This window comes from Amycolatopsis sp. NPDC006125, assembly GCF_040614195.1.
GTDB lineage: Bacteria > Actinomycetota > Actinomycetes > Mycobacteriales > Pseudonocardiaceae > Amycolatopsis_E > Amycolatopsis_E tucumanensis.
The window spans coordinates 50385-73299 of the sequence record NZ_JBEXTZ010000026.1; the positions used below are offsets into that span (position 1 = coordinate 50385).

The window sequence follows — 22915 nt, forward strand, 5'->3', positions numbered from 1 at the left end:
CGGCTTTTTCCCTAATTTCAGCGGAAGTATTCGCGCCGATTGTTCACTTGTTCACCGGTTCCGGCAGGACGGCTCCGGGCGAATTCCGCGGCCGCGGGCAGCTTCGGGCCACGCGGCTCGTCGGCCGCGAGGCGGAGGCAGGCGAGCAGGCGCAGCCCCGTCCACTCCCGGTCGGTCCAGTCGCCGGGATCCGCGGGCGGTTGCCAGTCCACCTCCGCCGCCTCGGTCCACACGTCGTGCGCGTGACCGGTCAGCAGGACGAGCCTGCTCACCGGCTCCTGGCGCGGGACCATGTCCTGCTCGCACCGCACCGCGTCGTCGACAGCGGCCAGGTGCCTGCCGAACGCCCGCCACACCGAGGGGTCTCCGGCCAGCGCCTGCCAGCCGGAGTCGAGCCGCCCGGCGATCCCGCGCAGCCAACGCCGCGCGGATCGATCTGCCAGGGAGTCGGCCCACTGCACCCCTCGATGATGAACCCTGAACGGCGTTTTAGCGACCGTAGCCGGCCTTCCGCAGTGCGTCGGCCAGCGCACCGCCACCGCCGGCGGGCTCGCGCCGCTTCGGCTGACCGCCCTTGCGCGGCTGCCCGCCACGGCGCTCACCGCCGCCGCCACCAGCGGGTTTGCCGCGGCCGCCGCCGACCTCGTCGTCCAGGCGCAGGGTCAGCGAGATCCGCTTGCGCGGGATGTCCACCTCGAGCACCTTCACCTTGACGATGTCACCCGGCTTGACTACCTCACGCGGGTCCTTGACGAAGTTCTTCGACATCGCCGACACGTGCACCAGGCCGTCCTGGTGCACCCCGATGTCGACGAACGCCCCGAACGCGGCCACGTTCGTCACCACGCCCTCCAGCCGCATGCCCGGCTTGAGGTCGCCGATCTTCTCCACACCCTCGGCGAACGTCGCGGTCTTGAACGCCGGGCGCGGGTCGCGGCCGGGTTTCTCCAGCTCGGCGAGGATGTCGGTGACGGTCGGCAGGCCGAAGGTCTCGTCGACGAAGTCCTCCGGGCGCAGCTTGCGCAGCACCCGCTCGTTGCCGATCAGCTCCCGCAGCTCGATGCCGGTCTTCGACAGGATCCGCCGCACGACCGGGTAGGCCTCGGGGTGCACGCTGGAGGAGTCCAGCGGGTCGTCGCCGCCGCGGATCCGCAGGAAGCCGGCGCACTGCTCGAACGCCTTCGGGCCCAGCCGCGCGACGTCCTTCAGCGCCGAGCGCGACCGGAACGGGCCGTGCGTGTCGCGGTGGTTGACGATGTTCTCGGCCAGGCCGGCGGTGATGCCGGAGACCCTGGTCAGCAGCGGAGTCGACGCGGTGTTGACGTCCACGCCGACCGCGTTCACGCAGTCCTCGACCACCGCGTCCAGGGAGCGGGAGAGCGCCACCTCGGACACGTCGTGCTGGTACTGCCCGACGCCGATCGACTTGGGGTCGATTTTCACCAGCTCGGCCAGCGGGTCCTGCAGGCGCCGCGCGATCGACACCGCGCCGCGCAGCGAGACGTCCAGCTCGGGAAGCTCCTGCGAGGCGAACGCGGACGCCGAGTAGACCGACGCGCCCGCCTCCGAGACGACGGCCTTGGTCAGCTTCAGCTCGGGGTGCCGCTTGATCAGCTCGATGGCGAGCTTGTCGGTCTCCCGGGACGCGGTGCCGTTGCCGATCGCGATCAGGTCCACCGAGTGGGCGGCGCAGAGCTTGGCCAGCTCGTCGATCGACTGGTCCCAGCGGTTCTGCGGCTGGTGCGGGTAGATCGTGTGGGTGTTGACGACCTTGCCGGTCGCGTCCACGACGGCGACCTTCACGCCGGTGCGGAAACCCGGGTCGAGGCCCATCGTGGCGCGGGTGCCGGCGGGCGCGGCCAGCAGCAGGTCGCGCAGGTTCGCGGCGAACACGTTCACCGCGTCCTCCTCGGCCTTCTGGCGCAGCCGCATCCGCAGGTCGATGCCGAGGTGCAGGAGGATCTTGGTGCGCCAAGCCCACCGCACGGTGTCCTGCAGCCACTTGTCGGCCGGGCGGCCCTCGTTGGTGATGCCGAAGCGCTGCGCGATGCGGCGCTCGTACTCCGACGGGCCCACCTTCGGCTCGTCGCTGGGTTCTTCCGGCTCGACGGTGAGGTCGAGGACCTCCTCCTTCTCGCCGCGCAGCATCGCCAGCACCCGGTGCGAGGGCATCTTCGTGAACGGCTCGGCGAAGTCGAAGTAGTCGGCGAACTTCGCGCCCTCGGTCTCCTTGCCCTGGCGGACCTTCGACGAGAAGTAGCCCTCCGACCACATCTTCTCGCGCAGCTCGCCGATCAGGTCGGCGTCCTCGCCGAAGCGCTCGACCAGGATCGCGCGAGCCCCGTCCAGCGCGGCCTGCGCGTCCGCGACGCCCTTCTCGGGGTCGACGAACACAGCCGCGGCGGCCTGCGGGTCGGTGTTCGGGTCGTTCAACAGGCCGTCGGCCAGCGGCTCCAGGCCGGCCTCGCGGGCGATCTGCGCCTTCGTGCGCCGCTTCGGCTTGTAGGGGAGGTAGATGTCCTCCAGCCGGGCCTTGGTGTCCGCGGCGCGAATCGCCTCGGCCAGCTCCTCGGTGAGCTTGCCCTGGCTGTCGATCGATTCGAGGATCGCGGCCCGGCGCTCGTCGAGCTCCCGCAGGTAACGCAGCCGGTCCTCCAGCGTGCGCAGCTGGGCGTCGTCCAGCGCGCCGGTCACCTCCTTGCGGTACCGCGCGATGAACGGCACGGTCGCCCCGCCGTCGAGCAGGTCCACGGCGGCCTTGACCTGCCCTTCGCGGACGCCGAGCTCCTCGGCGATCTTCTGCTCGATCGACTGCACGGCCACTGTCACGATGCTGATCACTCCCTGCTCGCGGTTGCGGGGGCCAATTCTGCCTGCGCCGACCGGGCGCGGCACGGAAGGGGTGCCCGCCGTTGCCGAATCGGGAGGATCGGCGCGGTAACCAACGCGGTCCCGGCCGCGACCTCGGGATACCGGGGTCGAGGTGGGCAGGTGCGGATGGGCGGGAAGCGGCAGGTGCGGGTGGCGATGCACCTCCGGCGGGTCGACGTGGACGGGCCGGACGGCGAGCCGGTGACGTTGTCGTACCCGGGGATGCTGCTGACCGGGTACGAGGACGGCCGCGAGGTGTGCCAGCGCTGGATCCCGCTGGGCAGCGAGCCGAGCGTGGCCGACGACGAACGGCTGATCGCGGCCCTGCACGCGGCGATGCTGTGGCAGAACGACGCGGAGGAGGAGTGCCCCTGAGCGGCCTCAGCGCGATCTCAGTTCCGCGCCGATACGTTCCCGGTCATGGTGACGATGGGGGCCGTCGACGTGCGGCGGAGCGGGCCGGGGCCGGTCCGGCTGGGGATCTGTTGCGCGACGATCGCGGCCTGCGTGCCGTACCTCGCGCTGAAGGTGATGTGGCTGTCCGGGAGCAGCGCCGGTGCCGCCACCGCCGCCGGAGCCGCGGAACTGCTGGACGCGCGGCACCTGGTGGGGGACGTGATCACCGGGCTGATGGAGCTGGCGGCCATCGCGCTCGTGCTCGCGCTGACCTTCCCGTGGGGCAGGCGGCTGCCGCGGGTGCTGGCGCTGGGACCGGTCTGGGCGGCGACGGGACTGCTCGCGCCGATCGCGCTCGGCCTGCCGGTGGGGCTGGTCGCGCAGGTGGTGCTGGGTGGTTCCCCGGCGCCGGCGGACAACGGGCTGCAGGGCTGGGTCTACGCCGTGGTGTACGGCGGGTTCGTGGCGCAGGCCGTCGGGTTGCTGGCCGCGTTCGTCGGCTACGCGCGGGACCGGTGGCCGGTGGTGTTCCGGATCCGGGTGCCGGAGCTGGCCCCGCGGCGGCCCGGCCCGCTCGTGACACCGGCTGCGGTGGTCGTTCTCGGTTACGCGGCGATGCTGCTCGCGTGGTCGGTGTCCGGGGCGCGCTGGGGCGGGCCGGCCGGGTTCGACACGGCCGGGCAGAAGTCCTTCCTGCTCGCGCAAGGCCTGCTGGTCGCCGGGGGCGCCGTCGCGGTGCTGAGCCTGGTGCGGCGCCGGGGTTCGGGCCGCGTGCTGCCGCGGGTCGCGGTGGCCTGGGCAGGCACCGGGGTGGCGGTCACCTCCGGGCCGACGCACATCGCGCTGAGCAACAACGGTGCCGTGAGCGCGCTGTTCGCCGCCGTGTCGCTGGCCGGCGCGGTGTGCGGAGTGGTCCTCCTCGTGGCGGGTGCTTCGGCGGTGGCCTCGCCGGCGTCGGACGGGGCAGCGGCGCGCTGACGACGAGGCGGGCGACGGTCACGCCGGCGGCGGGCTGAGCTTCAGCAGGAGCCGGTGCAGTTCGGCCCGCTCCGCGGCGCTCAGCCGGCTCAGCATCGACTCGTCCACCTCGCGCGCGACCGGGTCGGCCTCGCGCAGGGCGGCTTCGCCCGCGCTGGTCAGTCGCAGGATGCGGCGGCGCCGATCGGTGCCGATCGTGCGCGTGATCAGGCCGCGCTGTTCCAGTCGCAGCATCAGGTTCGCCAGCGTCGCCTTGTCGATCGCCGCCTGCTGGCCCGCGCTCGCCTGGTCCACGTCGTCGCCCTCGGCGATCGCCTTCAGGACCGCGTACTGCGGCTTCGTCAGCGCGGGCAGCTCCGCCTGCCAGCGCGCGCCGTGTTCCTGCAGGGCGCGACGCATGACGTGGAACACGGCTTCGTCGACAACGGTCATGAAGGCATGTTAGTGTGCGTACGAAAGGTTCGTATACGAACTAATAGGGAGGCGCGATGCGGCTGATCGTCGGCATGACCGGGGCGACGGGCGCACCCTTCGGCGTCCGGCTGCTCGAAGCGCTCCGCGACCTGCCCGACGTCGAGACGCACCTGGTGCTCTCCCGCTGGGCGCGCACCACCATCGAGCTGGAAACCCCTTACAGCGCACGGGAAGTCGGCAAGCTCGCCGACGTCGTGCACGGCGCGGGGGACCAGGCCGCGCCGATCTCGTCCGGCTCGTTCCGCACCGACGGCATGGTCGTCGTCCCGTGCAGCATGAAGACCGTCGCCGGGATCCGCGCCGGGTACGCCGACGGGCTGGTCGGCCGCGCGGCCGACGTCGTGCTCAAGGAACGCCGCCAGCTCGTCCTGGTGCCGCGCGAGACGCCGCTGAGCGAGATCCACCTGGAGAACCTGCTCGCGCTGGCGCGGATGGGCGTGCGCGTCGTGCCGCCGATGCCCGCCTTCTACAACCACCCGGACTCCGTGGACGACATCGTTGACCACGTCGTCGCCCGCGTGCTGGACCAGTTCGACCTGCCCGCGCCCCGCGCCCGCCGCTGGTCCGGCCTGCACCGATAGGAGGAAACCCGTGCCCTACGACGACTTCCGCTCGTTCCTGGACACATTGGACGAACACGGGCAGCTGCTGCGGATCACCGAGGAGGTCGCGCCCGAACCCGACCTCGGCGCCGCCGCCAACGCCGCCCCGCGCCTCGGCGACAAGGCGCCCGCGCTGTACTTCGACAACGTCACCGGCTTCACCGACGCCCGGATCGCGCTCAACGTGCACGGCTCCTGGGCCAACCACGCGCTCGCGATGGGGCTGCCGCCGCAGACCGGGATCAAGGACCAGGTCGCCGAGTTCATCCGGCGCTGGGAGGACTTCCCGGTGCCGCCGGAGCGGCGCGCGAACCCGCCGTGGGCGGAGAACGTGCTGGAAGGTGACGACGTCGACCTGTTCCGGGTGCTGCCGCTGTTCCGGCTCAACGACGGCGACGGCGGGTTCTACCTGGACAAGGCCGCGGTCGTCTCCCGCGATCCGGCCGATCCGGACCACTTCGGCAAGCAGAACGTCGGGGTGTACCGGATGCAGGTCAAGGGCCGCGCCAAGCTGGGACTCCAGCCGGTGCCGATGCACGACATCGCGCTGCACCTGGCCAAGGCCGAGGAGAACGGCGAGGACCTGCTGGTCGCGATCGCGCTGGGCAACGAGCCGGTGATCTCGATCGTCGCGGCCACCCCGATGGCCTACGACCAGAGCGAGTACGAGATGGCCGGCGCCCTGCGCGGCGCGCCTGCCCCGATCGCGACCGCGCCGCTGACCGGGCTCGACGTGCCGTGGGGCTCGGAGGTGGTCCTGGAAGGCGTCATCGAGGGCCGCAAGCGCGAGATCGAGGGGCCGTTCGGCGAGTTCACCGGCCACTACTCGGGCGGCCGGAACATGACGGTGGTGCGAATCGACCGCATCCACCACCGGACGAACCCGGTGTTCGAGTCGCTGTACCTCGGCATGCCGTGGACCGAGATCGACTTCCTGATGGCGGCGAACACCTGCGTGCCGATCTACCAGCAGCTCAAGGAGGCCTTCCCGGAGGTGCAGGCGGTCAACGCCATGTACACGCACGGGCTGCTGGCGATCATCTCGACGAAGAAGCGCTACGGCGGGTTCGCGAAGGCCGTCGGGATGCGGGCGATGACCACGCCGCACGGGCTCGGGTACGTCAAGACGGTGATCATGGTCGACGAGGACGTCGACCCGTTCAACCTGCCGCAGGTGATGTGGGCGCTGTCCACAAAGGTCAACCCGGCGGGCGACCTGGTGAACATCCCGAACCTGCCGGTGCTGGAGCTGGACCCCGGTTCGCAGCCCGCCGGCATCACGAACAAGATGATCATCGACGCGACCACCCCGGTGGCGCCCGACGACCGCGGTCACTACAGCCAGCCGGTGCGCGACCTGCCCGAGGCCGCCGCCTGGCTGACCAAGTTGCAGGGAATGCTGGCGCGGTAAGGAGAATCCGATGTGCCCACGTTGTGAGTTCGAGGTCGTGGAGAAGCTGGCCGACTCGCCGGTCGCCGGGGTGTGGGAGGTGCTGCAGTGCCGGCGGTGCCTCTACACGTGGCGGACGACGGAGCCGCCGCGGCGCACGAGCCGGGAGCACTACCCGGAGGAGTTCCGGATGACCCAGGCGGACATCGACAACGCGCCCGAGGTGCCCGCCGTGCCGCCGCTGCGGGTGCGCTGATGGCGGACACGCTGATGTGGGAGGTGCGCGCGGTGCCCGGTGGGCGAGACGCGCTGGCGCGCTGGGTCGTCGAGAACGTGCCCGGGCCGGCCGACGTCTACCTCGGCGGGCGGGACCGGGTGGTGGTGATCGCGCGTGGCAAGGCGCGGCTGCCGGAGCCGCCGGCGGACCTGGTGGCGCGGCCGGTGGCGCAGTGGCCGTTCACGTTCCACCGGTCGGTGTAGTCCGCGATCGGCGACCCCCGTTGCGCTGGAGGGATGGCGGACGAGGCGAAACGCCTAACCGCTACCCCGGCGAGGCTCCGCATCGAGGGCTGCCGGAGCCGGCAGCGGTGGGTCGGCGAGTCCCGCTAGCCGGCGAGGTGGCAGCGTTTGAAGCCGATCAGCGTGCGGTAGCGCTCGCGGGCCGCGAACTGCGTCAGCGTCCACACCGCCGGCGTGCCGATCTCCGCGCAGAGGTGCAGGACGCGGTCGTCGTCCGTCCAGACGCCCAGGTGTGCGCCGAACGGGTCCGCGGTCCGGTTGAACAGCGCCAGGTCCAGCGGCGCCGGCTCGGTCACCGGGCTGGTCGAGGCCGTGTCGTGCCACAGTTCCCGTGACCGCAGGTCCGGCGCGGCGAGCCCGAAGTGGCGGAGCACCGCGTAGGCGTAGACCTGGCAGTTCGCGCCCGCCGCCGGGTCGCCGGGCGCGCCGGGGATCCGGGAGCCGTCGTAGGGGACCGTCGTCAGCCACTCGGGCAGCCGGGTGAGCAGGGAGTTCACGAGATCATTCTGCTGGTCCGTGCCAACCCGCCGCGACTGTGCCAAGCTCCCAACTGCACGGGTCAGCGAGGACTTGGAGGGCGCAGATGGAGCGGGTCGGCACCGGCGAGCACGTCGTTCTCGTGCTGCACGGCTGGTTCGGGTCGTCGAAGGCGTGGGAGGAGCTCACCCCGCACCTCGACGCCGAGCGGTTCAGCTACTACTTCCCCGACTACCGCGGCTACGGCACGCGCAAGGACGAGGCGGGCACGCACACCATCGCGGAGGCGGCCGGGGACGTGCTGCTGCTCGCCGACGAACTGGGCATCGACCGGTTCTCCCTGGTCGGGCACTCGATGGGCGGCAGCGTCATGCAGTACATCCTCGCCGAGGCGCCCGAGCGCGTCCGGTCGCTGTTCGGGATCTCCCCGGTGCCCGCGAGCGGGGTGCCGATGGACGCCGACACCTGGGGCCTGTTCAGCAGCGCGGCCGAGGACCCGTCGAGCCGCCGCGCGATCATCGACTTCACCACCGGCGGCCGCCACCCCGACTCGTGGCTCGACGGCATGGTCCTGCACTCGCTGGAGAACTCTGACAAGGCCGCGTTCGGCGCCTACCTGGAGGCGTGGGCGAAGACCGACTTCTCGGAGCGGATCGCGGGCAACGAGGTGCCGATCAAGGTGGTCGTCGGCGAGCACGACCCGGCGCTGAGCGAAGAGGTCATGCTGGCGACGTTCGGGCAGTGGTACCCGAAGCTGGAGCTGGAGGTGCTGCCCGACGCCGGGCACTACGCGGCCGACGAGGTGCCGGTGACGGTGGCCAACATGATCGAAGTGTTCCTGGACGAGCACTGATGTCCGATGTGGACGTCTTCGACCCGAGGGTGTTCGCCCGCGGCGTGCCGCACGACGAGCTGCGCCGCCTGCGCGACACCGAACCGGTCGCGTGGCAAGAGGAACACGAGGTGCTGGACTGGCCGTCCGGGCCCGGCTACTGGGCGGTGACGCGGTACGCCGACGTGAAGCACGTGCTGCGCACGCCGGAGGTGTTCTCGTCCTGGCTCGGGGCGACGCAGATCCGCGACCCCGAGCCGGACGACCTCACGTTCATCCGGCGCATGATCCTCAACATGGACCCGCCGGAGCACAACCGGTTGCGGCGCATCGTGGCCGCGGTGTTCACGCGGCGGCGGCTGGAACGCTCGGCGGAGCAGATCGCCGAGCGGGCCCGCGCGTTGATCGGGGCGGTGGTGCCGCGCGGCCGGTGCGATCTGCCGGTCGAGGTGACCGACGACTTCCCGCTGCTGAACCTGGCCGACCTGATCGGGGTGCCGCCGCGGGACCGCGGGTTGCTGCTGAAGTGGACCAACCGTGTCATCGGCTACCAGGACCCGGAGCACGCCGAGGTCGTGCGCGGCCCGGACGGCAAACCGCTCAACCCGCGCTCGCCCGCGCTGCTGGCCGACATGTTCGGCTACGCGCAGGAGCTGGCCGAGGCCAAGCGGCGGGACCCCGCGGACGACCTGATGACGGCGCTGGTCCAGGCCACTGTGGACGGCCGGTCGCTGGACGACGCCGAGTTGCGGATGTTCTTCTTCCTCATGGTGATCGCCGGGAACGACACGGTGCGCAGCGCGTTGCCCGGCGGGGTGCTGGCGCTGCTGCAGAACCCGGGCGAGTACCGGCGGTTGCGGGCCGATCCGTCGCTGCTGCCGTCCGCGGTGGAGGAGATGCTGCGGTGGCACCCGCCGGTGCTGACGTTCCGCCGCACCGCCGCTGTCGACACGGAGCTGGGCGGGCAGCGGATCGCCGCCGGGGACAAGGTCGTCGTGTACTTCGCGTCGGCGCACTACGACGAGCGGCAGTTCCCGGATCCCTATCGGTTCGATGTCTCGCGCACGCCGAACGACCACCTCGCGTTCGGGCAGGGGCCACACCTGTGCCTGGGCGCGCACTTCGGGCGGTTGCAGATGCGGGTGTTCTTCCGGGAGTTCCTGACGATGCTGCCGGAGGTGCGCCTGGATGGTGAGGTGCGGCGGCTGACGTCGAACTTCATCAACGGGGTGACGCACCTGCCGCTGCGCTGGTGAACGACCGCACTTCGACTCCGGCGTTCAGCAGGGCCGCGCGTACCTGACGGCCGATCTCGACCGCCCCGGGGGTGTCCCCGTGCAGACAGATCGACTCGGGCTCCACCTTCACCTCGGAACCGTCGATCGCCGTGATCACACCCTCGGTCGCCATCCGCACGCATCGCCGGACCACCTCGTCGGCGTCGTGGATCACCGCGCCCGGCTCGCGGCGCGAGACCAGCGTTCCGGACGGCGTGTAGGCCCGGTCGGCGAACGCCTCGCGCACCGGGCGCAGGCCCGCCTTTTCCGCCTGCCGCAACCACTCCGAACCCGGCAACCCCAGCACCGGCAGCGACGGGTCGAACATCCGCACCGCCTCGACCACCGCCGCGGCCTGCTCCGCGTGGTGCACGATCGCGTTGTACAGCGCACCGTGCGGCTTCACGTACGCCACCCGCGTGCCTGCCGCCTTCGCGAACGCGTCGAGAGCGCCGATCTGGTACAGCACGTCGTTCGCCAGCTCGTCCGGCGGCACGTCCATGAACCGCCGCCCGAAGCCGGCCAGATCCCGGTACGCCACCTGCGCCCCGACAGTCACGCCCCGCGCGGCCGCGGAAGCCGTCACGCGCCGCAGCACGCTCGGGTCCCCCGCGTGGAAACCACACGCCACGTTCGCGCTGGACACGATCTCCAGCAGCGCGTCGTCTTCGGTGAGGTGCCAGATCCCGAACCCCTCACCGAGATCCGCGTTCAGGTCCACCCCGGTCACTCGCCCTCCAGCTCACCTTCGGTCCGCAGGTACACCTCGCGCAACTGCCCCAGCAGCTCCGGGTCCGGCTCCGCCCACAGGCCGCGGTCGGCGGCCTCGGTGAGCCGCTCGATGATGCCGCGCAGCGCCCACGGGTTGGCCTTCGCGAGGAACTCCTGGTTCTGCTGGTCGAGGACGTACGACTGGGACAGCTTTTCGTACATCCAGTCCTGCACGACCCCGGCGGTGGCGTCGAAGCCGAACAGGTAGTCCACCGTGGCCGCGAGCTCGAACGCGCCCTTGTAGCCGTGCTTGCGCATCGCCGCGATCCAGCGCGGGTTGACCACCCTGGCGCGGAACACGCGGGCCGTCTCCTCCGACAGCGACCGCGTTCGCACCGCGTCCGGGCTCGTCGAATCGCCCACGTACGACGCGGGAGCCTTGCCGGTCAGCGCGCGTGTGAACGCGATCATGCCGCCGTGGTACTGGAAGTAGTCGTCCGAGTCGGCGATGTCGTGCTCACGCGTGTCGGTGTTCTTCGCCGCCACCTCGATGCGCCGGTACGCGCTCTCCATGTCCGGCCGCGCCTCGACGCCGTCCAGGCCCCGCCCGTAGGCGTAGCCGCCCCAGGTCGCGTACACCTCGGCCAGGTCGGCGTCGTCCCGCCAGTTGCCCGAGTCCAGCAGCGGCAGGATCCCCGCGCCGTACGCGCCCGGCTTGGAGCCGAAGATCCGCGTCGTGGCCCGGCGCTCATCACCGTGCGACTCCAAATCGGCCTGCACGTGCGCGCGCACGAAGTTGTCCGACGCGGGTTCGTCCAGCGACGCCGCCAGCCGCACCGCGTCGTCCAGCAGGGCCACCACGTGCGGGAACGCGTCCCGGAAGAACCCGCTGATCCGCACGGTCACGTCGATGCGCGGGCGGCCGAGCTCGGCGAGCGGGATCGGCTCCAGCCCGGTCACCCGGCGGGACGCGTCGTCCCACACCGGCTGCACACCCAGCAGCGCCAGCACTTCCGCCGCGTCGTCACCCGAGGTCCGCATCGCCGACGTGCCCCACACCGACAGACCGACCGACTTCGGCCAGTCGCCGGTGTCCTCGCGGTAGCGGCGCAGCAGCGACTCCGCCAGCGCCTGCCCGGTCTCCCACGCCAGGCGGCTCGGGATCGCCTTCGGGTCCACGGTGTAGAAGTTGCGGCCGGTCGGCAGCACGTTGACCAGCCCGCGCAGCGGCGAACCGCTCGGCCCGGCGGCGATGTACCCGCCGTCCAGTGCGTGCAGCACCGCCTCGATCTCGGCCGACGTCCCGGCCAGCCGTGGCACGATCTCGGTGGCCGCGAACGTCAGCACCCGCGCGACCTCCGGATCGGAAGCCACCTCCGCGACCGCCGACGGCGCCCAGTCCCGCTTCTCCATCGCCTCGACCAGCGCACGGGCCGACGCCTCGATCGCGTCCACTTCGGACGTCGGCGCGCCGTCGGTGAGCCCCAGCACGGACCGCAGGCCGGGCACCGCACCCGCCTGGCCGCCCCACATCTGCTGCGCCCGCAGCATCGCCAGCACCAGGTTCACCCGCGCCTCACCGGCCGGCGCCGCGCCGAGGATGTGCAGCCCGTCGCGGATCTGCGCGTCCTTGACCTCGCACAGCCAGCCGTCGATGTGCAGCAGGAAGTCGTCGAACTCGGCGTCGTGCGGCCGCTCCGCCACGCCGAGGTCGTGGTCCAGCTTGGCGGCCTGGATCAGCGTCCAGATCTGCTGCCGGATCGCGGGCAGTTTCGCCGGGTCCATCGCCGCGATGTTCGCGTGCTCGTCGAGCAGCTGCTCCAGCCGGGCCAGGTCGCCGTAGCTCTCCGCGCGCGCCATCGGCGGGATCAGGTGGTCGACGATCGTGGCGTGCGCACGCCGCTTCGCCTGCGCGCCCTCGCCCGGGTCGTTGATCAGGAACGGGTAGATCAGCGGCAGGTTCCCCAGCACCGCGTCCGGGCCGCACGCCGCGGACAGCCCGGCGTTCTTGCCCGGCAGCCACTCCAGCGACCCGTGCTTGCCCAGGTGGACCACCGCGTGCGCGCCGAACTCCTCCTCGATCCACCGGTAGCAGGCGAGGTAGTGGTGGCTCGGCGGCAGGTCCGGGTTGTGGTAGATCGCCACCGGGTTCTCGCCGAACCCGCGTGGCGGCTGGATCATCAGCACGACGTTCCCGGCCCGCAGCGAGGCCAGCACGATGTCACCGTCCGGATTGGACGAGCGGTCCACGTACAGGTCGCCGGGCGGCGGGCCCCAGTGCTCCTCGATCTCGGCGCGCAGGTCCTCCGGCAGCGCGGCGAACCACTCGCGGTAGCGCGCGGCCGGCACGCGGATCGGGTTGCCGGACAGCTGCTCCTCGGTCAGCCACTCCGGGTCCTGACCGCCCGCGGCGATCAGCGCGTGGATGAGCGCGTCGCCGTCCGGCTGGTCGGTGCCGGTCGGCTCCACGCCGGGGAAGGGCTCGTCGCCGAGGTCGTAGCCCTGCGCGCGCATGCGGCGCAGCAGCTCGATCGCCGAGGCCGGGGTGTCCAGGCCCACCGCGTTGCCGACCCGCGAGTGCTTCGTCGGGTACGCCGACAGCATCAGCACGATCCGGCGCTCCGACGGCGGGGTGTGGCGCAGCCGGGCGTGCGCGAGCGCGATGCCCGCGACCCGCGCGGCGCGTTCCGGGTCCGGCACGTAGTGCGGCAGGCCGTCGTCGTCGATCTCCTTGAACGAGAACGGCACGGTGATCAGGCGGCCGTCGAACTCCGGCACCGCCATCTGGTTGCCCGCGTCCAGCGGGGACAGGCCGTCGTCGTTGTCCTCCCAGGTCGCGCGGTCGCTGGTCAGGCAGAGCGCCTGCAAGGTCGGCACGTCCAGCGCGGCCAGCTCGGCGACGTCCCACGCCTCGTCGTCGCCACCGGCGCCCACCTCGGACGGCCGGGTGCCGCCCGCGGCGAGCACCGTGACCAGCAGCGCGTCGGCCTTGCGCAGCTCGGCCATCATCTCCGGCTCACGGGAGCGCAGCGACGCGCAGTAGATCGGCAGGGCCTGCCCGCCCGCGTCCTCGACCGCCTCGGCCAGCGCCTCGACGAACCGGGTGTTCCCGGACAGGTGGTGGGCGCGGTAGTAGAGGATCGCCACCACCGGGCCGTCGGTACGGCTCGGTGTGCGCTCCAGCACACCCCACGCCGGCTGCTCGGCGGGCGGCTCGAAGCCGTCACCGGTGAGCAGCAGCGTGTCGGAGAGGAACCGGTGCAGCTGGGTGAGGTTGTCCGGCCCGCCCTGCGCGAGGTAGGCGTGCGCCTCGGTGGCGATGCCGGCGGGCACGGTGGACAACGCCATCAGCTCGGCGTCCGGCGTCTGCTCACCGCCCAGGACCACCACGTGCTTCCCACTCGCCCGGACCGTGTCCAGGCCCTCCTGCCAGGTCCGCGCCGATCCCAGGATGCGGACCACGACGACGTCGGCGTCCGCCAGCAGGCCGGGGAGCTCGGCCAGGTCGAGCCGGGCCGGGTTGGCCAGCGTGTAACCGGCCTCGCTGGTCCGGGCGCTGAGCAGGTCGGTGTCCGAAGTGGACAGCAGCAGGATCACGCGGGTTCCCTCCTAGGTCTCCTCAACACTGTCCGTTGAGCAGGCCCGGAGTCAAGCCGTCCGTTCCTCGCGGCCGAGGCGGGGGAAGGGTTGCGTGGAGAAGATCACCTCGACGGGCACCTCGAAGTACTCGGCGATGCGCAGCGCGAGGTACAGGCTCGGGCTGTATTCGCCGCGTTCGAGGTACCCGATCGTCTGGTAGTGCACCCCGACCGCCTCGGCCAGCTGCCGCCGCGAGATGCCGCGCTCGGCCCGCAGCATCGCGATGCGGTTGTAGATCGACTCACTCATCCCGGCATCCGCTGTAGTGCCTTCTCCCGCCGTGCGGCCACGGTCGACCCGGACTCGCGCCGCGCCATCCTACGCAGCACGATCGGCGCCAGCACCAGGCCGGCGACCGCCCACGCGCCGAGCACGCCGAGCGTCTCCCAGGTCCGCCACGACTGCCCGATCTCCACGGCCACCATGCTGTCCGGCAGGAACGCCGAGCGCATGCCGAGGCCGAGCCAGTACAGCGGGAACACCTGCGCGATGCCCTGGACCCAGGTGGGCAGCTCGCCGATCGGGTAGAAGATGCCCGACGTGCCGACCAGCGCCATCACCGGCAACATGATCACGCCCATCGTGCGCGGGTTCTCGAACAGCGACCCGAACACCGCCCCGATCGGCAGCGTCGCGACCAGGCCGAGCACCAGCACCCAGGCCAGTGTCACCCAGGTCATGGCGTCGATCTCCAGGCCGTCGAACATGAACAGGCCGGGCACGATCAGCAGTGCGATGCCGACGATCGTCATGCCGGAGACCATCACGATCTTGCCGATCAGGTAGCCGCTCATGCCGTTGGGCAGGGCCTTCGCGCGCAGCAGGGTGCCGTCCTCGCGTTCGACCGTGAGCTGCTGCATCGTGTTGATCAGCCCGCTGAACCCGACGCTCGCGCCGATCAGGCTGGGCAGCGTCATCGAGCCGCGGGAGAACGAGGTGCCCGGGATGACCGAGCCCTTCATCAGGGTCATCACCACCAGGAACACCACGGTCGGGAAGAAGTAGCCCCACAGGTCCTGGACGGTGGTGAAGCTCTGCCGCAGCTCGATCAGGCCGCGCTGGAACCCCGCGCGCAGTGCCGTGGCGTTCACCGGGGGCCTCCTTCGAACTTGCGCAGCAGCGCCATGTAGGTGTCCTCCAGGCTCGCCCGGCGCACCTCCAGGTCCTCGATCTCCTCGTCGTACTGGGCGAACAGCTCACGCACGTACTTCGTCGCGTCCGTGGTCGAGTGCACGTACCGCTGCCCGCCGCGGGTCCAGCGGACCTCGGCGTCGGTGGACATCTCGCGGCCGAGCTGCTCGGCCGACCCGTTCGCGATGATCGTGCCGCCTGCCAGGATCAGGATCCGGTCGGCGAGCTTCTCGGCCTCGTCCAGGTCGTGCGTGGTGAGCAGGATCGTGGTGTCCGACTCGTCGGCCAGCCGGTGCACCAGGTCGTGGAACTCGCGGCGCGCCTCCGGGTCGAAGCCGGCGGTCGGCTCGTCCAGGAACAGCAGGTCGGGGCGGCCGACGATGCCGATCGCGACGTCCAGCCGCCGCCGCTGCCCGCCGGAGAGCCTGCCGACCCGCTTGTGCGCGTGCGGGGTGAGGCCGACCGTGTCGATCAGGTCGTCGACGTCCCACGGCTGCCGGTGGTCGACGTAGTACGAGCCGAGGTGGGCCAGCAGCTCGCGCACCCGCCACTTGCCGTGGTCCCGCCACGACTGCAACACGATGCCCAGCCGCGCGCGCCAGGCCTCGTTCCCCCTGGCCGGGTCGACGCCGAGCACCCGCACCTCGCCCGCCGACCGCATCCGGAAGCCTTCGAGGATCTCGATGGTGGTCGTCTTGCCCGCGCCGTTCGGGCCGAGCAGCGCCAGCACCTCGCCCGGCGCGGCCTGGAAGGTCACGCCCTTGAGCACGTCGTTGGCGCCGTAACGCATGCGGAGGTCGCGCACGTCGAGCGCGGGCTCGTCGCCCGGCGGCTCCGGCGGTCTCGTCGCGACCTGGCTCATCGCTGTCATAGGTGTTCTCCCCAGTGCTACGCCTGTGCGATGGAATGTAGCAGACCTACTACATATGATCCAGGTAATACTTCGCGCCGATCCCGCCGTTTACAGTGAGCGCATGGCCCATCCCGGACGTGTCCGCCCCGACGCCTGTCCGGGTGTCTTCGCCACGCACGACGCCGCCGACGGCGCGCTCGCCCGGATCCGGCTGCCCGGCGGACGGGTGAGCGCCGGGCAGGCCGACGTCCTGGCCTCGTGCGCCGAGGAGCTCGGCGACGGCTCGGTGCACCTGACCTCGCGCGGCAACATCCAGCTGCGCGGCCTGTCGCGGGACACCGGCGAGCTGGCCGCCCGGCTGACGTCGGCCGGTCTGCTGCCCGCGCCCGCGCACGAGCGGGTGCGCAACTACCTGGCCTCGCCGCTGAGCGGGCTCACCGGCGGGCTGGTCGACGTGCGCGACGCGGTGTTCGAGCTGGACCGGGCGGTGTGCGCGCGGCCCGAGCTGGCCGCCCTGCCGGGCCGGTTCCTGTTCGCGCTCGACGACGGCCGCGGCGACGTGTCGGGCGAGGACGCGGACGTGTGCTGGCGCGCGCTGGACTCCGCGACCGGCGCGGTGTTGCTCGCCGGGCGGGACACCGGCGAGCGGGTGCCGTTCGCCGGCGCGGTCGACGCGCTCGTGCGGAAGGCGTTGTGGTTCCTGGAGGTGCGGGGGAGCGCGTGGCGGGTGCGGGAGCTGGACTTGCCGCTCGGCGAGCGGCTGCCCACGTCACCGGGGGTGCCGATCGGGCCGTTCACCCGCGACGACGGGCGCGCCGGGGTCGTCGGCGCGCCGGTGCTGGGGCAGCTCGCGGCCGCGGATCTGCGGGCGCTGGGGGAGGTCGTGGTGACGCCGTGGCGGTCGGTCGTGGTGCCGCTCGGCCTGGACGCGCCGGGCCTGGTGACCGATCCGGACGCGCCGGGGCTGGGGATCAGCGCGTGCATCGGACGGCCGGGCTGCGCGAAGTCGCGCGCCGACGTGCGGGCGGACGCGCGGGCCATGATGCGCCGCGTCCCCGCCGGGGTGCGGATGCACTTCTCCGGATGCGAACGGCGGTGCGGGCGACCGCACGAGCCGCACGTCGACATGCTCGCGGGCACTGAGGAATACCAGAAGGGAACAGCGTGATCGACTACATCCGCGACGGGGCGGAGATCTACCGCCACTCGTTCGCCACGATCCGCGAGGAGGCCGACCTCGCGATCCTGCCGGAGGACCTGGAGCCGGTCGCGGTCCGCATGATCCACTCGTGCGGGATGGTCGACCTCGTCGACGACCTGGCCTACTCGCTCGACCTCGTCGAGTCGGCCCGCGCCGCGCTGCGCGCCGGGGCGCCGGTGCTGTGCGACGCGCAGATGATCGCCAGCGGCGTGACCCGCAAGCGCTTGCCCGCCGCCAACGAGATCCTGTGCACGCTGTCCGACGAGCGCGTGCCCGCGCTGGCCGAGCGGATGGGCACCACCCGTTCGGCGGCCGCGCTGGAGCTGTGGCGGGACAAGCTCGCGGGCTCGGTGGTGGCGATCGGCAACGCGCCGACGGCGTTGTTCCGGCTGCTGGAGATGATCGAGGAGGGCGCTGGGGTGCCCGCCGCGATCATCGGGGTGCCGGTCGGGTTCGTCGGCGCCGCCGAGTCCAAGGAAGAGCTGGTCAAGCGCGCGCCCGCGCCCTACCTGGTGGTGCACGGGCGGCGCGGCGGCAGCGCCATGGCGGTCTCCGCGGTCAACGCGCTCGCGAGTGAGGTCGAATGAAGACGGGCAAGCTGTGGGGTGTCGGACTCGGCCCGGGCGATCCGGAGCTGATGACGGTCAAGGCCGCGCGCCTGATCAGCGAGGCCGACGTGATCGCCTACCACTGCGCGCGGCACGGCCGCAGCATCGCGCGGTCGGTGGCCGAGCCGTACCTGAGTGAGGGTCAGATCGAGGAACGGCTGATGTACCCGGTCACGACCGAGGGCACCGACCACCCCGGCGGGTACGAGGGCGCGATCGCCGAGTTCTACGAGCTGAGCGCGAAGCGGCTGGCCGAGCACCTGGACGCCGGGCGCGACGTGGTGGTGCTGTGCGAGGGCGACCCGTTCTTCTTCGGCTCCTACATGTACATGCACGAGCGGCTGTGCGACCGGTACGAGGCCGAGGCGGTGCCCGGGGTGACGTCGGTGTCGGCGGCGTCGGCGGTGCTCGGCAAGCCGCTGGTGCAGCGCGACGAGGTGCTGACGATCCTGCCTGGCACGCTGCCCGCGCCGGAACTCGCGCGGCGGCTGGCGGACACGCAGGCCGCCGCGGTGATGAAGCTGGGCCGCACGTTCGGCTCGGTGCGGGAGGCGCTGGCCGAGTCCGGACGGCTGGACGAGGCCTACTACGTCGAGCGGGCCACGTGGTCCAACCAGCGGGTCGAGCCGTTCGCCGACGTGGACCCGTCGACGGTGCCGTACTTCTCGCTGGCGCTGGTGCCGAGTCCGGCTTACGCGTCGCGGAAGGAGCCGGCCGCCGAACCGGCGGCGGTTCCCGCTGAGGGCGGCGAGGTCGTGGTCGTCGGGCTGGGGCCGGCCGGGCCGGAGTGGCTGACGCCGGAGGCATCGTCTGCGTTGGCCGAGGCCGAGCACATCGTCGGGTACGGGCCGTATGTGGCGAAGGTGCCGCAGCGGGCCGGGCAGGTGCGGCACGCGTCCGGCAACCGGGTCGAGGCCGATCGGGCCCGTCATGCCCTTTCGCTGGCCGCGTCCGGTGCTCGGGTGGCTGTGGTGTCGTCGGGTGATCCCGGTGTGTTCGCGATGGCTTCCGCGGTGCTGGAGCAGGCGGCTTCGTTGGAAGAGCCGGTGCGGGTGCGGGTGATCCCGGGCGTAACGGCTGCGTCCGCCGCGGCTGCCCGGGTTGGGGCGCCGTTGGGGCATGACTACTGCGTCTTGTCGTTGTCGGATCGGTTGAAGCCCTGGGAGGTCATCGAGCGGCGGTTGGAGGCTGCTGGGGTGGCTGATCTCGTGGTGGCTCTTTACAACCCGGCTTCGCGGACGCGGACTGAGCAGTTGGTGCGGACTCGGGATGTGTTGTTGCGGCATCGGTCGGAGTCGACGCCGGTCGTGGTGGCTCGGGATGTTGGGGGTCCTGAGGAGTCGGTGATGGTGACTTCCTTGGGGGAGTTTGATCCTTCGGTGGTTGATATGCGGTGTTTGGTGATCGTTGGGTCGTCGCGGACTCGCGTTGATCACGGGTTTGTGTGGACGCCGCGGTCCTATTGATTGCGTAGCCGCTACGCGGGTTGTTAGAGCGCCGGCTTCGCTTCGCTACGCCCGGATTGGACCCGCCGCCCCGATTTTTCATTGTTTCTACGCCCGAGCAGGGGTTGTCAAGGCTGGAAAGAGTACCTTGACAACCCCTGGTCGGGCGCAGAACTGGGCTGTGGATCGGGGTGCGGGGGTGGGGTGGGCGGTCTGTGTGTTCGGTTATTGCTGCCGGGTGGCGGTTTGTTGGTGGTGAAAGAAGAAAGCCCCCGCTGTTGGCGGGGGCTTTTTCTTAGCGGGTTGGCGTTGAGCCGTTTGGTTGTTGGGGGCCTGGGCCTGGGCTTTGCCAGCCCCACATCGTTTCGGTTCCGTGTTCCACCTGGGGTGCCACGCCGTCGGTGTACGGCTCGATCTGCAGCAGGCGTCCCCACGAGCGGCCGGACTGGTCGCCCTCCAGGTAGCTCGGCACCTCCGGCTGGTTGGCCAGCTCCTCGATCCACCCGTTCGGCCCGCCGCCGATGTTGTCCGCCACGCCGGCCTCCGCGGCCAGGTCACCGGCGGTGATGCGGTACGCCGGGATCTGCGAGATGCCGTCGTGCGAGGCGACCGGGTTCATGCACGGGTACACGAACGCCGCGGGCCAGTCCATGTAGACCGGCGCGCTGCCGACCCGCTGCGTGAGCGTGGTGAACGTCGGCACGCGCGGGGCGCTCACCGCGACCCAGCCGTCGCCCGTGATGTCGTCGTCCTTGGCCACCACACGCACCCGGTTGACGTCCGCGGGCAGATCGCCGATGTCGAGCCGCTCGTCGGCCCACTTCGTCTCGTCCGCCGACGCCCCGGTGCCCACGTTCTGCGCCAGCACGGTCGTCGACCGGACCACCTCGACGCCCGCCGGCGTCTCCCGGCCGAACTCCAGCGCCACGCTCGTCGCCTTGCCCGGGGGCGCGGCGGCGGCGATCGTCACCTGCGCGCCTGCGTGCTGGTCCGGCAGCGCGTACCAGTCGGTGCGCAGCCGGCCCGTCGCGGAGCCCTCGTGGTAGCTGCTCCACATCGGCACGGTCGCCGTGGTGAAACCGTGCGGCGGCGAGTTCAGCGGGTCGTCGTCGCCGTTGCCGTCGGTGTGGAAACCCGCCGACGACTTCTCGTTGCCCTCGTCCTCGGGCCGCGGCAGCGTCGAGTTCTCCGGCGTCGCGGTCTCCGGCACGGTCACCGCCGATACCGGTTTGAGCATGCTCGACACCGGGTCCTGCTCGACCATCACGTGATCGGACAGGTTGCAGCTCTTGCCGAACAGGTGGTCCACGTTCGCCGCGGCCAGGCTGTAACTGCCCGTCGACATCTGCTTCTGGATGCCCTTCGCCATGCTGGCGACCTCGAACACCACGACCGCGCCGCACACCACGACCAGCGACGTCGCGCCCAGCCGCAGCGCCCGGCCACGCCGCTCCTGCACCGGCGGCGGCGCCCCCGGCCGCTGCATGCGCACGTTCTCCACGAACGCGAACACCGCCGCCACCGCCGCGGCCAGCAGCAGCGCCGTGGACAGGTGGTAGCCCTTGATCGACGGCGCCTTGTCCCACCACGGCACACCGAGGCTGGACACGAACCAGTACGCGTTCGGGCCCGTGGCGGCCAGCGCGGACACCACCAGCAGCCCGGCGGTGAACGCCGCCCGGTTGCGGCGCGAGCGCAGCACCGTCGAACTCGTCGCCAGCGCGGTCAGCGCCGCCATCGCCGCCCCCACACCGGCGAACGCGCCGAAGTGGTGCGTCCACTTGGTCGGGGTCAGCGCCAGCAGCAGGAAGAACAGCGCCACGGTGCCGATCAGGCGACGGGCCGGGCCCAGCGCCGCGCCCTGGATGCGGCCGCGGCGCAGCAGCACCACCAGGCAGGTGCCGGTGCACAGGATCAGCAGCAGCACCGGGAACCGGCGGGTCAGCGCGCCGTCCGCGCTGCTCTCGAACAGCAGCTCGTACCGCGACAGCTCCTCGTACCACGACTTGTTCGGGCCGACCGAGCCACGCAGGCGGGTCGCCTCCATCACCGTCGAGAACGTCTGGTCGGCGAAGACCACGATCAGCACGATGAACCCGGCCGCCGCGATCGGCGCCAGCACCGCGGCCCAGCCCGAATCGCGGGCCCGGCTGCGCAGCAGGTGGAACAACGGCTTCGCGGCGACCAGGAACGGCGCCACCGCGATCAGCGCGGTCGGCGTCGCGGCCAGCGCGAACGCGGCCCCGATCAGGCCGAGGCACAGCGGCAGCAGGCGCCGCGTGACCAGCGAGCGCTCCACGGCGCACAGGGCGATCAGCGAGCCCAGCGCGGCCCACGGCTCGGGGCGGACACCGTTGTTGAACGGCAGCCACCACACCAGGAACACCACGGCCGCGGCCCAGCCGGCCGCCGGGCTGATCCGGACCTCCTTGCCCAGCCGCGGCAGCACCTCACGGCTGATCAGCAGCCAGCTCAGCACGCCGAGCAGGAACGACGGCAACCGGATCCACGGCGGCACCGTGGACACCGTCGCCATCAGCTCGTAGATGTGGTCGTTCCACCCGAACGGCGCCTCCGCGACGCCGAACCACCGGTGGTAGTTGGTCAGGTAGCCGACCTGGTCGGCGACTCTGGCCATGGTCAGGATGTAGCCGTCGTCCGAGGTCACCGGCCCGATGAACACCCACGCGCCGAGCACGCCGAAGACGGTCACGTCCCGCTTGGTGAGCTTCCACCAGCCGATCGGCGCCCACCGCGGCGCGCGCCGCGCGGTGCCGGAGTCCAGCCGGTTGACCGCGATCAGGCAGCCGATCAGCGACAGCACACCGAACACGCCGATGCCGACCTTCAGCCCGGTGGGGGACGACTGGTAGCGGGTGTCCGGGGTGATGCCGACCGACAGGCCGGCGATCGGGTCCCGCGCCGACGAGATGTCGGTGTAGATGCCCAGCACGCGCGGCCGGACGTCGCCGGCCGAGTCGTAGACCGGGGTGCCCGCCACCGACAGCGTGGTGTGCGTCGCGGTCGAGCTGACCCGCACGTCGCAGCCCGCGGCCGGCAGCGGCTGGCGCGCGACCTGCTGGCCGCGGCTGGTCGCGGTGAGCACGCCGTCCTGGACGTTGAGCTGCATGCCGGCGCCGTTGCCCGCGCGGGCGGGCGGCACGGTCGAGAACAGCAGCCCCGCGCCCGCGGTGCGCGCGTCGAGCGACTGGATCGTCGCGCACGGCACACCGACCTGCAGGTCCTGCGCCCAGTAGCCGACGAGCGGGGCGTTCACCGGGCGCGTGTCGCTGCCGGCCGGCCACACGATCTTCGCCGTGTCCTGGACGACCGGCAGCAACGGGAAGGCGACCGCGCAGCCCGCGGCGAACAGGCCCAGTACGACGGCGAGCAGCCGCCACAAGAACGTGTGAGGTCGCTCCGCCGAGGTGCGTGCCGAAGTGCCCGGCTGGTCCGGGTCGGTCACCTCATCCGGTGCGACAGTAGGTGTCCTGCTGGCCATCCACATTGG

General features: G+C 71.7%; 21 protein-coding genes. 11 read left to right on the forward strand and 10 right to left on the reverse strand.

Going from position 1 to position 22915, the window contains the following annotated elements; translation table 11 throughout:
* Positions 1–17: 17 nt before the first annotated feature.
* Positions 18–461: a DUF6401 family natural product biosynthesis protein gene (locus ABZ193_RS15750; protein WP_354710319.1), complete on the reverse strand. Its 444-nt coding sequence runs from the start codon at positions 459–461 to the stop codon at positions 18–20.
* A gap of 28 nt (positions 462–489) precedes the next feature.
* Complete coding sequence (locus tag ABZ193_RS15755) at positions 490–2841, reverse strand: Tex family protein (protein WP_354710321.1); 2352 nt, start codon at positions 2839–2841, stop codon at positions 490–492.
* A 156-nt stretch (positions 2842–2997) separates the two neighbouring features.
* Between ABZ193_RS15755 and ABZ193_RS15760 the strand changes: the two genes are divergently transcribed.
* Together ABZ193_RS15760 and ABZ193_RS15765 are read left to right on the forward strand one after the other, a co-directional pair.
* Entirely contained in the window at positions 2998–3246 is a 249-nt protein-coding gene (locus ABZ193_RS15760; protein WP_020421914.1) for a hypothetical protein, read from the forward strand.
* 45 nt (positions 3247–3291) lie between these two features.
* On the forward strand, positions 3292–4245 hold the full coding sequence (locus ABZ193_RS15765; RefSeq protein WP_237336043.1) for a hypothetical protein: 954 nt from the start codon (positions 3292–3294) through the stop codon (positions 4243–4245).
* 18 nt (positions 4246–4263) lie between these two features.
* On the opposite strand, the gene ABZ193_RS15770 is transcribed toward ABZ193_RS15765, so the two are convergent.
* Complete coding sequence (locus tag ABZ193_RS15770; protein WP_237336042.1) at positions 4264–4677, reverse strand: MarR family transcriptional regulator; 414 nt, start codon at positions 4675–4677, stop codon at positions 4264–4266.
* 56 nt (positions 4678–4733) lie between these two features.
* Between ABZ193_RS15770 and ABZ193_RS15775 the strand changes: the two genes are divergently transcribed.
* The 4 genes from ABZ193_RS15775 to ABZ193_RS15790 are packed head-to-tail and all read left to right on the forward strand — an operon-like array spanning position 4734 to position 7191.
* Positions 4734–5300 (forward strand): non-oxidative hydroxyarylic acid decarboxylases subunit B, encoded by a 567-nt coding sequence (locus ABZ193_RS15775; RefSeq protein ID WP_020421911.1) that lies wholly within the window; start codon positions 4734–4736, stop codon positions 5298–5300.
* A gap of 10 nt (positions 5301–5310) precedes the next feature.
* Complete coding sequence (locus tag ABZ193_RS15780; protein WP_354710322.1) at positions 5311–6732, forward strand: non-oxidative hydroxyarylic acid decarboxylases subunit C; 1422 nt, start codon at positions 5311–5313, stop codon at positions 6730–6732.
* 10 nt (positions 6733–6742) lie between these two features.
* Positions 6743–6967 carry a non-oxidative hydroxyarylic acid decarboxylases subunit D gene (locus ABZ193_RS15785; protein WP_026153429.1) on the forward strand — a complete coding sequence of 75 codons (225 nt, stop codon included), beginning with the start codon at positions 6743–6745 and terminating at the stop codon, positions 6965–6967.
* Positions 6967–7191 carry a hypothetical protein gene (locus ABZ193_RS15790; RefSeq protein WP_354710323.1) on the forward strand — a complete coding sequence of 75 codons (225 nt, stop codon included), beginning with the start codon at positions 6967–6969 and terminating at the stop codon, positions 7189–7191. The genes ABZ193_RS15785 and ABZ193_RS15790 overlap by 1 nt, the downstream gene beginning before the upstream one ends.
* Positions 7192–7316: 125 nt before the next feature.
* On the opposite strand, the gene ABZ193_RS15795 is transcribed toward ABZ193_RS15790, so the two are convergent.
* Positions 7317–7727 carry a hydrolase gene (locus tag ABZ193_RS15795; protein ID WP_354710324.1) on the reverse strand — a complete coding sequence of 137 codons (411 nt, stop codon included), beginning with the start codon at positions 7725–7727 and terminating at the stop codon, positions 7317–7319.
* Positions 7728–7813: 86 nt separating this feature from the next.
* On the opposite strand from ABZ193_RS15795, the gene ABZ193_RS15800 reads away from it, so the two are divergent.
* Together ABZ193_RS15800 and ABZ193_RS15805 are read left to right on the forward strand one after the other, a co-directional pair.
* The gene (locus ABZ193_RS15800; protein WP_020421906.1) at positions 7814–8560 is read left to right on the forward strand and encodes an alpha/beta hydrolase; all 747 of its coding nucleotides are present in this window, start codon (positions 7814–7816) and stop codon (positions 8558–8560) included.
* A complete protein-coding gene (locus ABZ193_RS15805) occupies positions 8560–9795 on the forward strand; it encodes a cytochrome P450 (RefSeq protein ID WP_354710325.1) in 1236 nt (411 codons plus the stop codon). Before ABZ193_RS15800 ends, ABZ193_RS15805 begins: the two co-directional genes overlap by 1 nt.
* On the opposite strand, the gene ABZ193_RS15810 is transcribed toward ABZ193_RS15805, so the two are convergent.
* The 5 genes from ABZ193_RS15810 to ABZ193_RS15830 are packed head-to-tail and all read right to left on the reverse strand — an operon-like array spanning position 9761 to position 16159.
* On the reverse strand, positions 9761–10546 hold the full coding sequence (locus ABZ193_RS15810) for a 5-oxoprolinase subunit PxpA (RefSeq protein WP_354710327.1): 786 nt from the start codon (positions 10544–10546) through the stop codon (positions 9761–9763). The two genes, ABZ193_RS15805 and ABZ193_RS15810, sit on opposite strands and share 35 nt — an antisense overlap.
* The gene (locus tag ABZ193_RS15815; RefSeq protein ID WP_354710328.1) at positions 10543–14124 is read right to left on the reverse strand and encodes a cobaltochelatase subunit CobN; all 3582 of its coding nucleotides are present in this window, start codon (positions 14122–14124) and stop codon (positions 10543–10545) included. Before ABZ193_RS15815 ends, ABZ193_RS15810 begins: the two co-directional genes overlap by 4 nt.
* 51 nt (positions 14125–14175) lie before the next feature.
* On the reverse strand, positions 14176–14415 hold the full coding sequence (locus tag ABZ193_RS15820; RefSeq protein ID WP_020421902.1) for a helix-turn-helix transcriptional regulator: 240 nt from the start codon (positions 14413–14415) through the stop codon (positions 14176–14178).
* Positions 14412–15257, reverse strand: a complete 846-nt coding sequence (locus ABZ193_RS15825) for an ABC transporter permease (RefSeq protein WP_354710330.1) — start codon at positions 15255–15257, stop codon at positions 14412–14414. Before ABZ193_RS15825 ends, ABZ193_RS15820 begins: the two co-directional genes overlap by 4 nt.
* Positions 15254–16159 carry an ABC transporter ATP-binding protein gene (locus tag ABZ193_RS15830; RefSeq protein WP_354710350.1) on the reverse strand — a complete coding sequence of 302 codons (906 nt, stop codon included), beginning with the start codon at positions 16157–16159 and terminating at the stop codon, positions 15254–15256. Before ABZ193_RS15830 ends, ABZ193_RS15825 begins: the two co-directional genes overlap by 4 nt.
* 112 nt (positions 16160–16271) lie before the next feature.
* On the opposite strand from ABZ193_RS15830, the gene ABZ193_RS15835 reads away from it, so the two are divergent.
* The 3 genes from ABZ193_RS15835 to ABZ193_RS15845 are packed head-to-tail and all read left to right on the forward strand — an operon-like array spanning position 16272 to position 19425.
* A complete protein-coding gene (locus ABZ193_RS15835; RefSeq protein ID WP_354710332.1) occupies positions 16272–17318 on the forward strand; it encodes a precorrin-3B synthase in 1047 nt (348 codons plus the stop codon).
* Complete coding sequence (locus ABZ193_RS15840; protein ID WP_020421898.1) at positions 17315–17938, forward strand: precorrin-8X methylmutase; 624 nt, start codon at positions 17315–17317, stop codon at positions 17936–17938. Before ABZ193_RS15835 ends, ABZ193_RS15840 begins: the two co-directional genes overlap by 4 nt.
* Entirely contained in the window at positions 17935–19425 is a 1491-nt protein-coding gene (locus tag ABZ193_RS15845; RefSeq protein WP_354710333.1) for a precorrin-2 C(20)-methyltransferase, read from the forward strand. The genes ABZ193_RS15840 and ABZ193_RS15845 overlap by 4 nt, the downstream gene beginning before the upstream one ends.
* A gap of 274 nt (positions 19426–19699) precedes the next feature.
* On the opposite strand, the gene ABZ193_RS15850 is transcribed toward ABZ193_RS15845, so the two are convergent.
* Positions 19700–22870 (reverse strand): arabinosyltransferase domain-containing protein, encoded by a 3171-nt coding sequence (locus ABZ193_RS15850; RefSeq protein ID WP_237336032.1) that lies wholly within the window; start codon positions 22868–22870, stop codon positions 19700–19702.
* Positions 22871–22915: the final 45 nt, after the last annotated feature.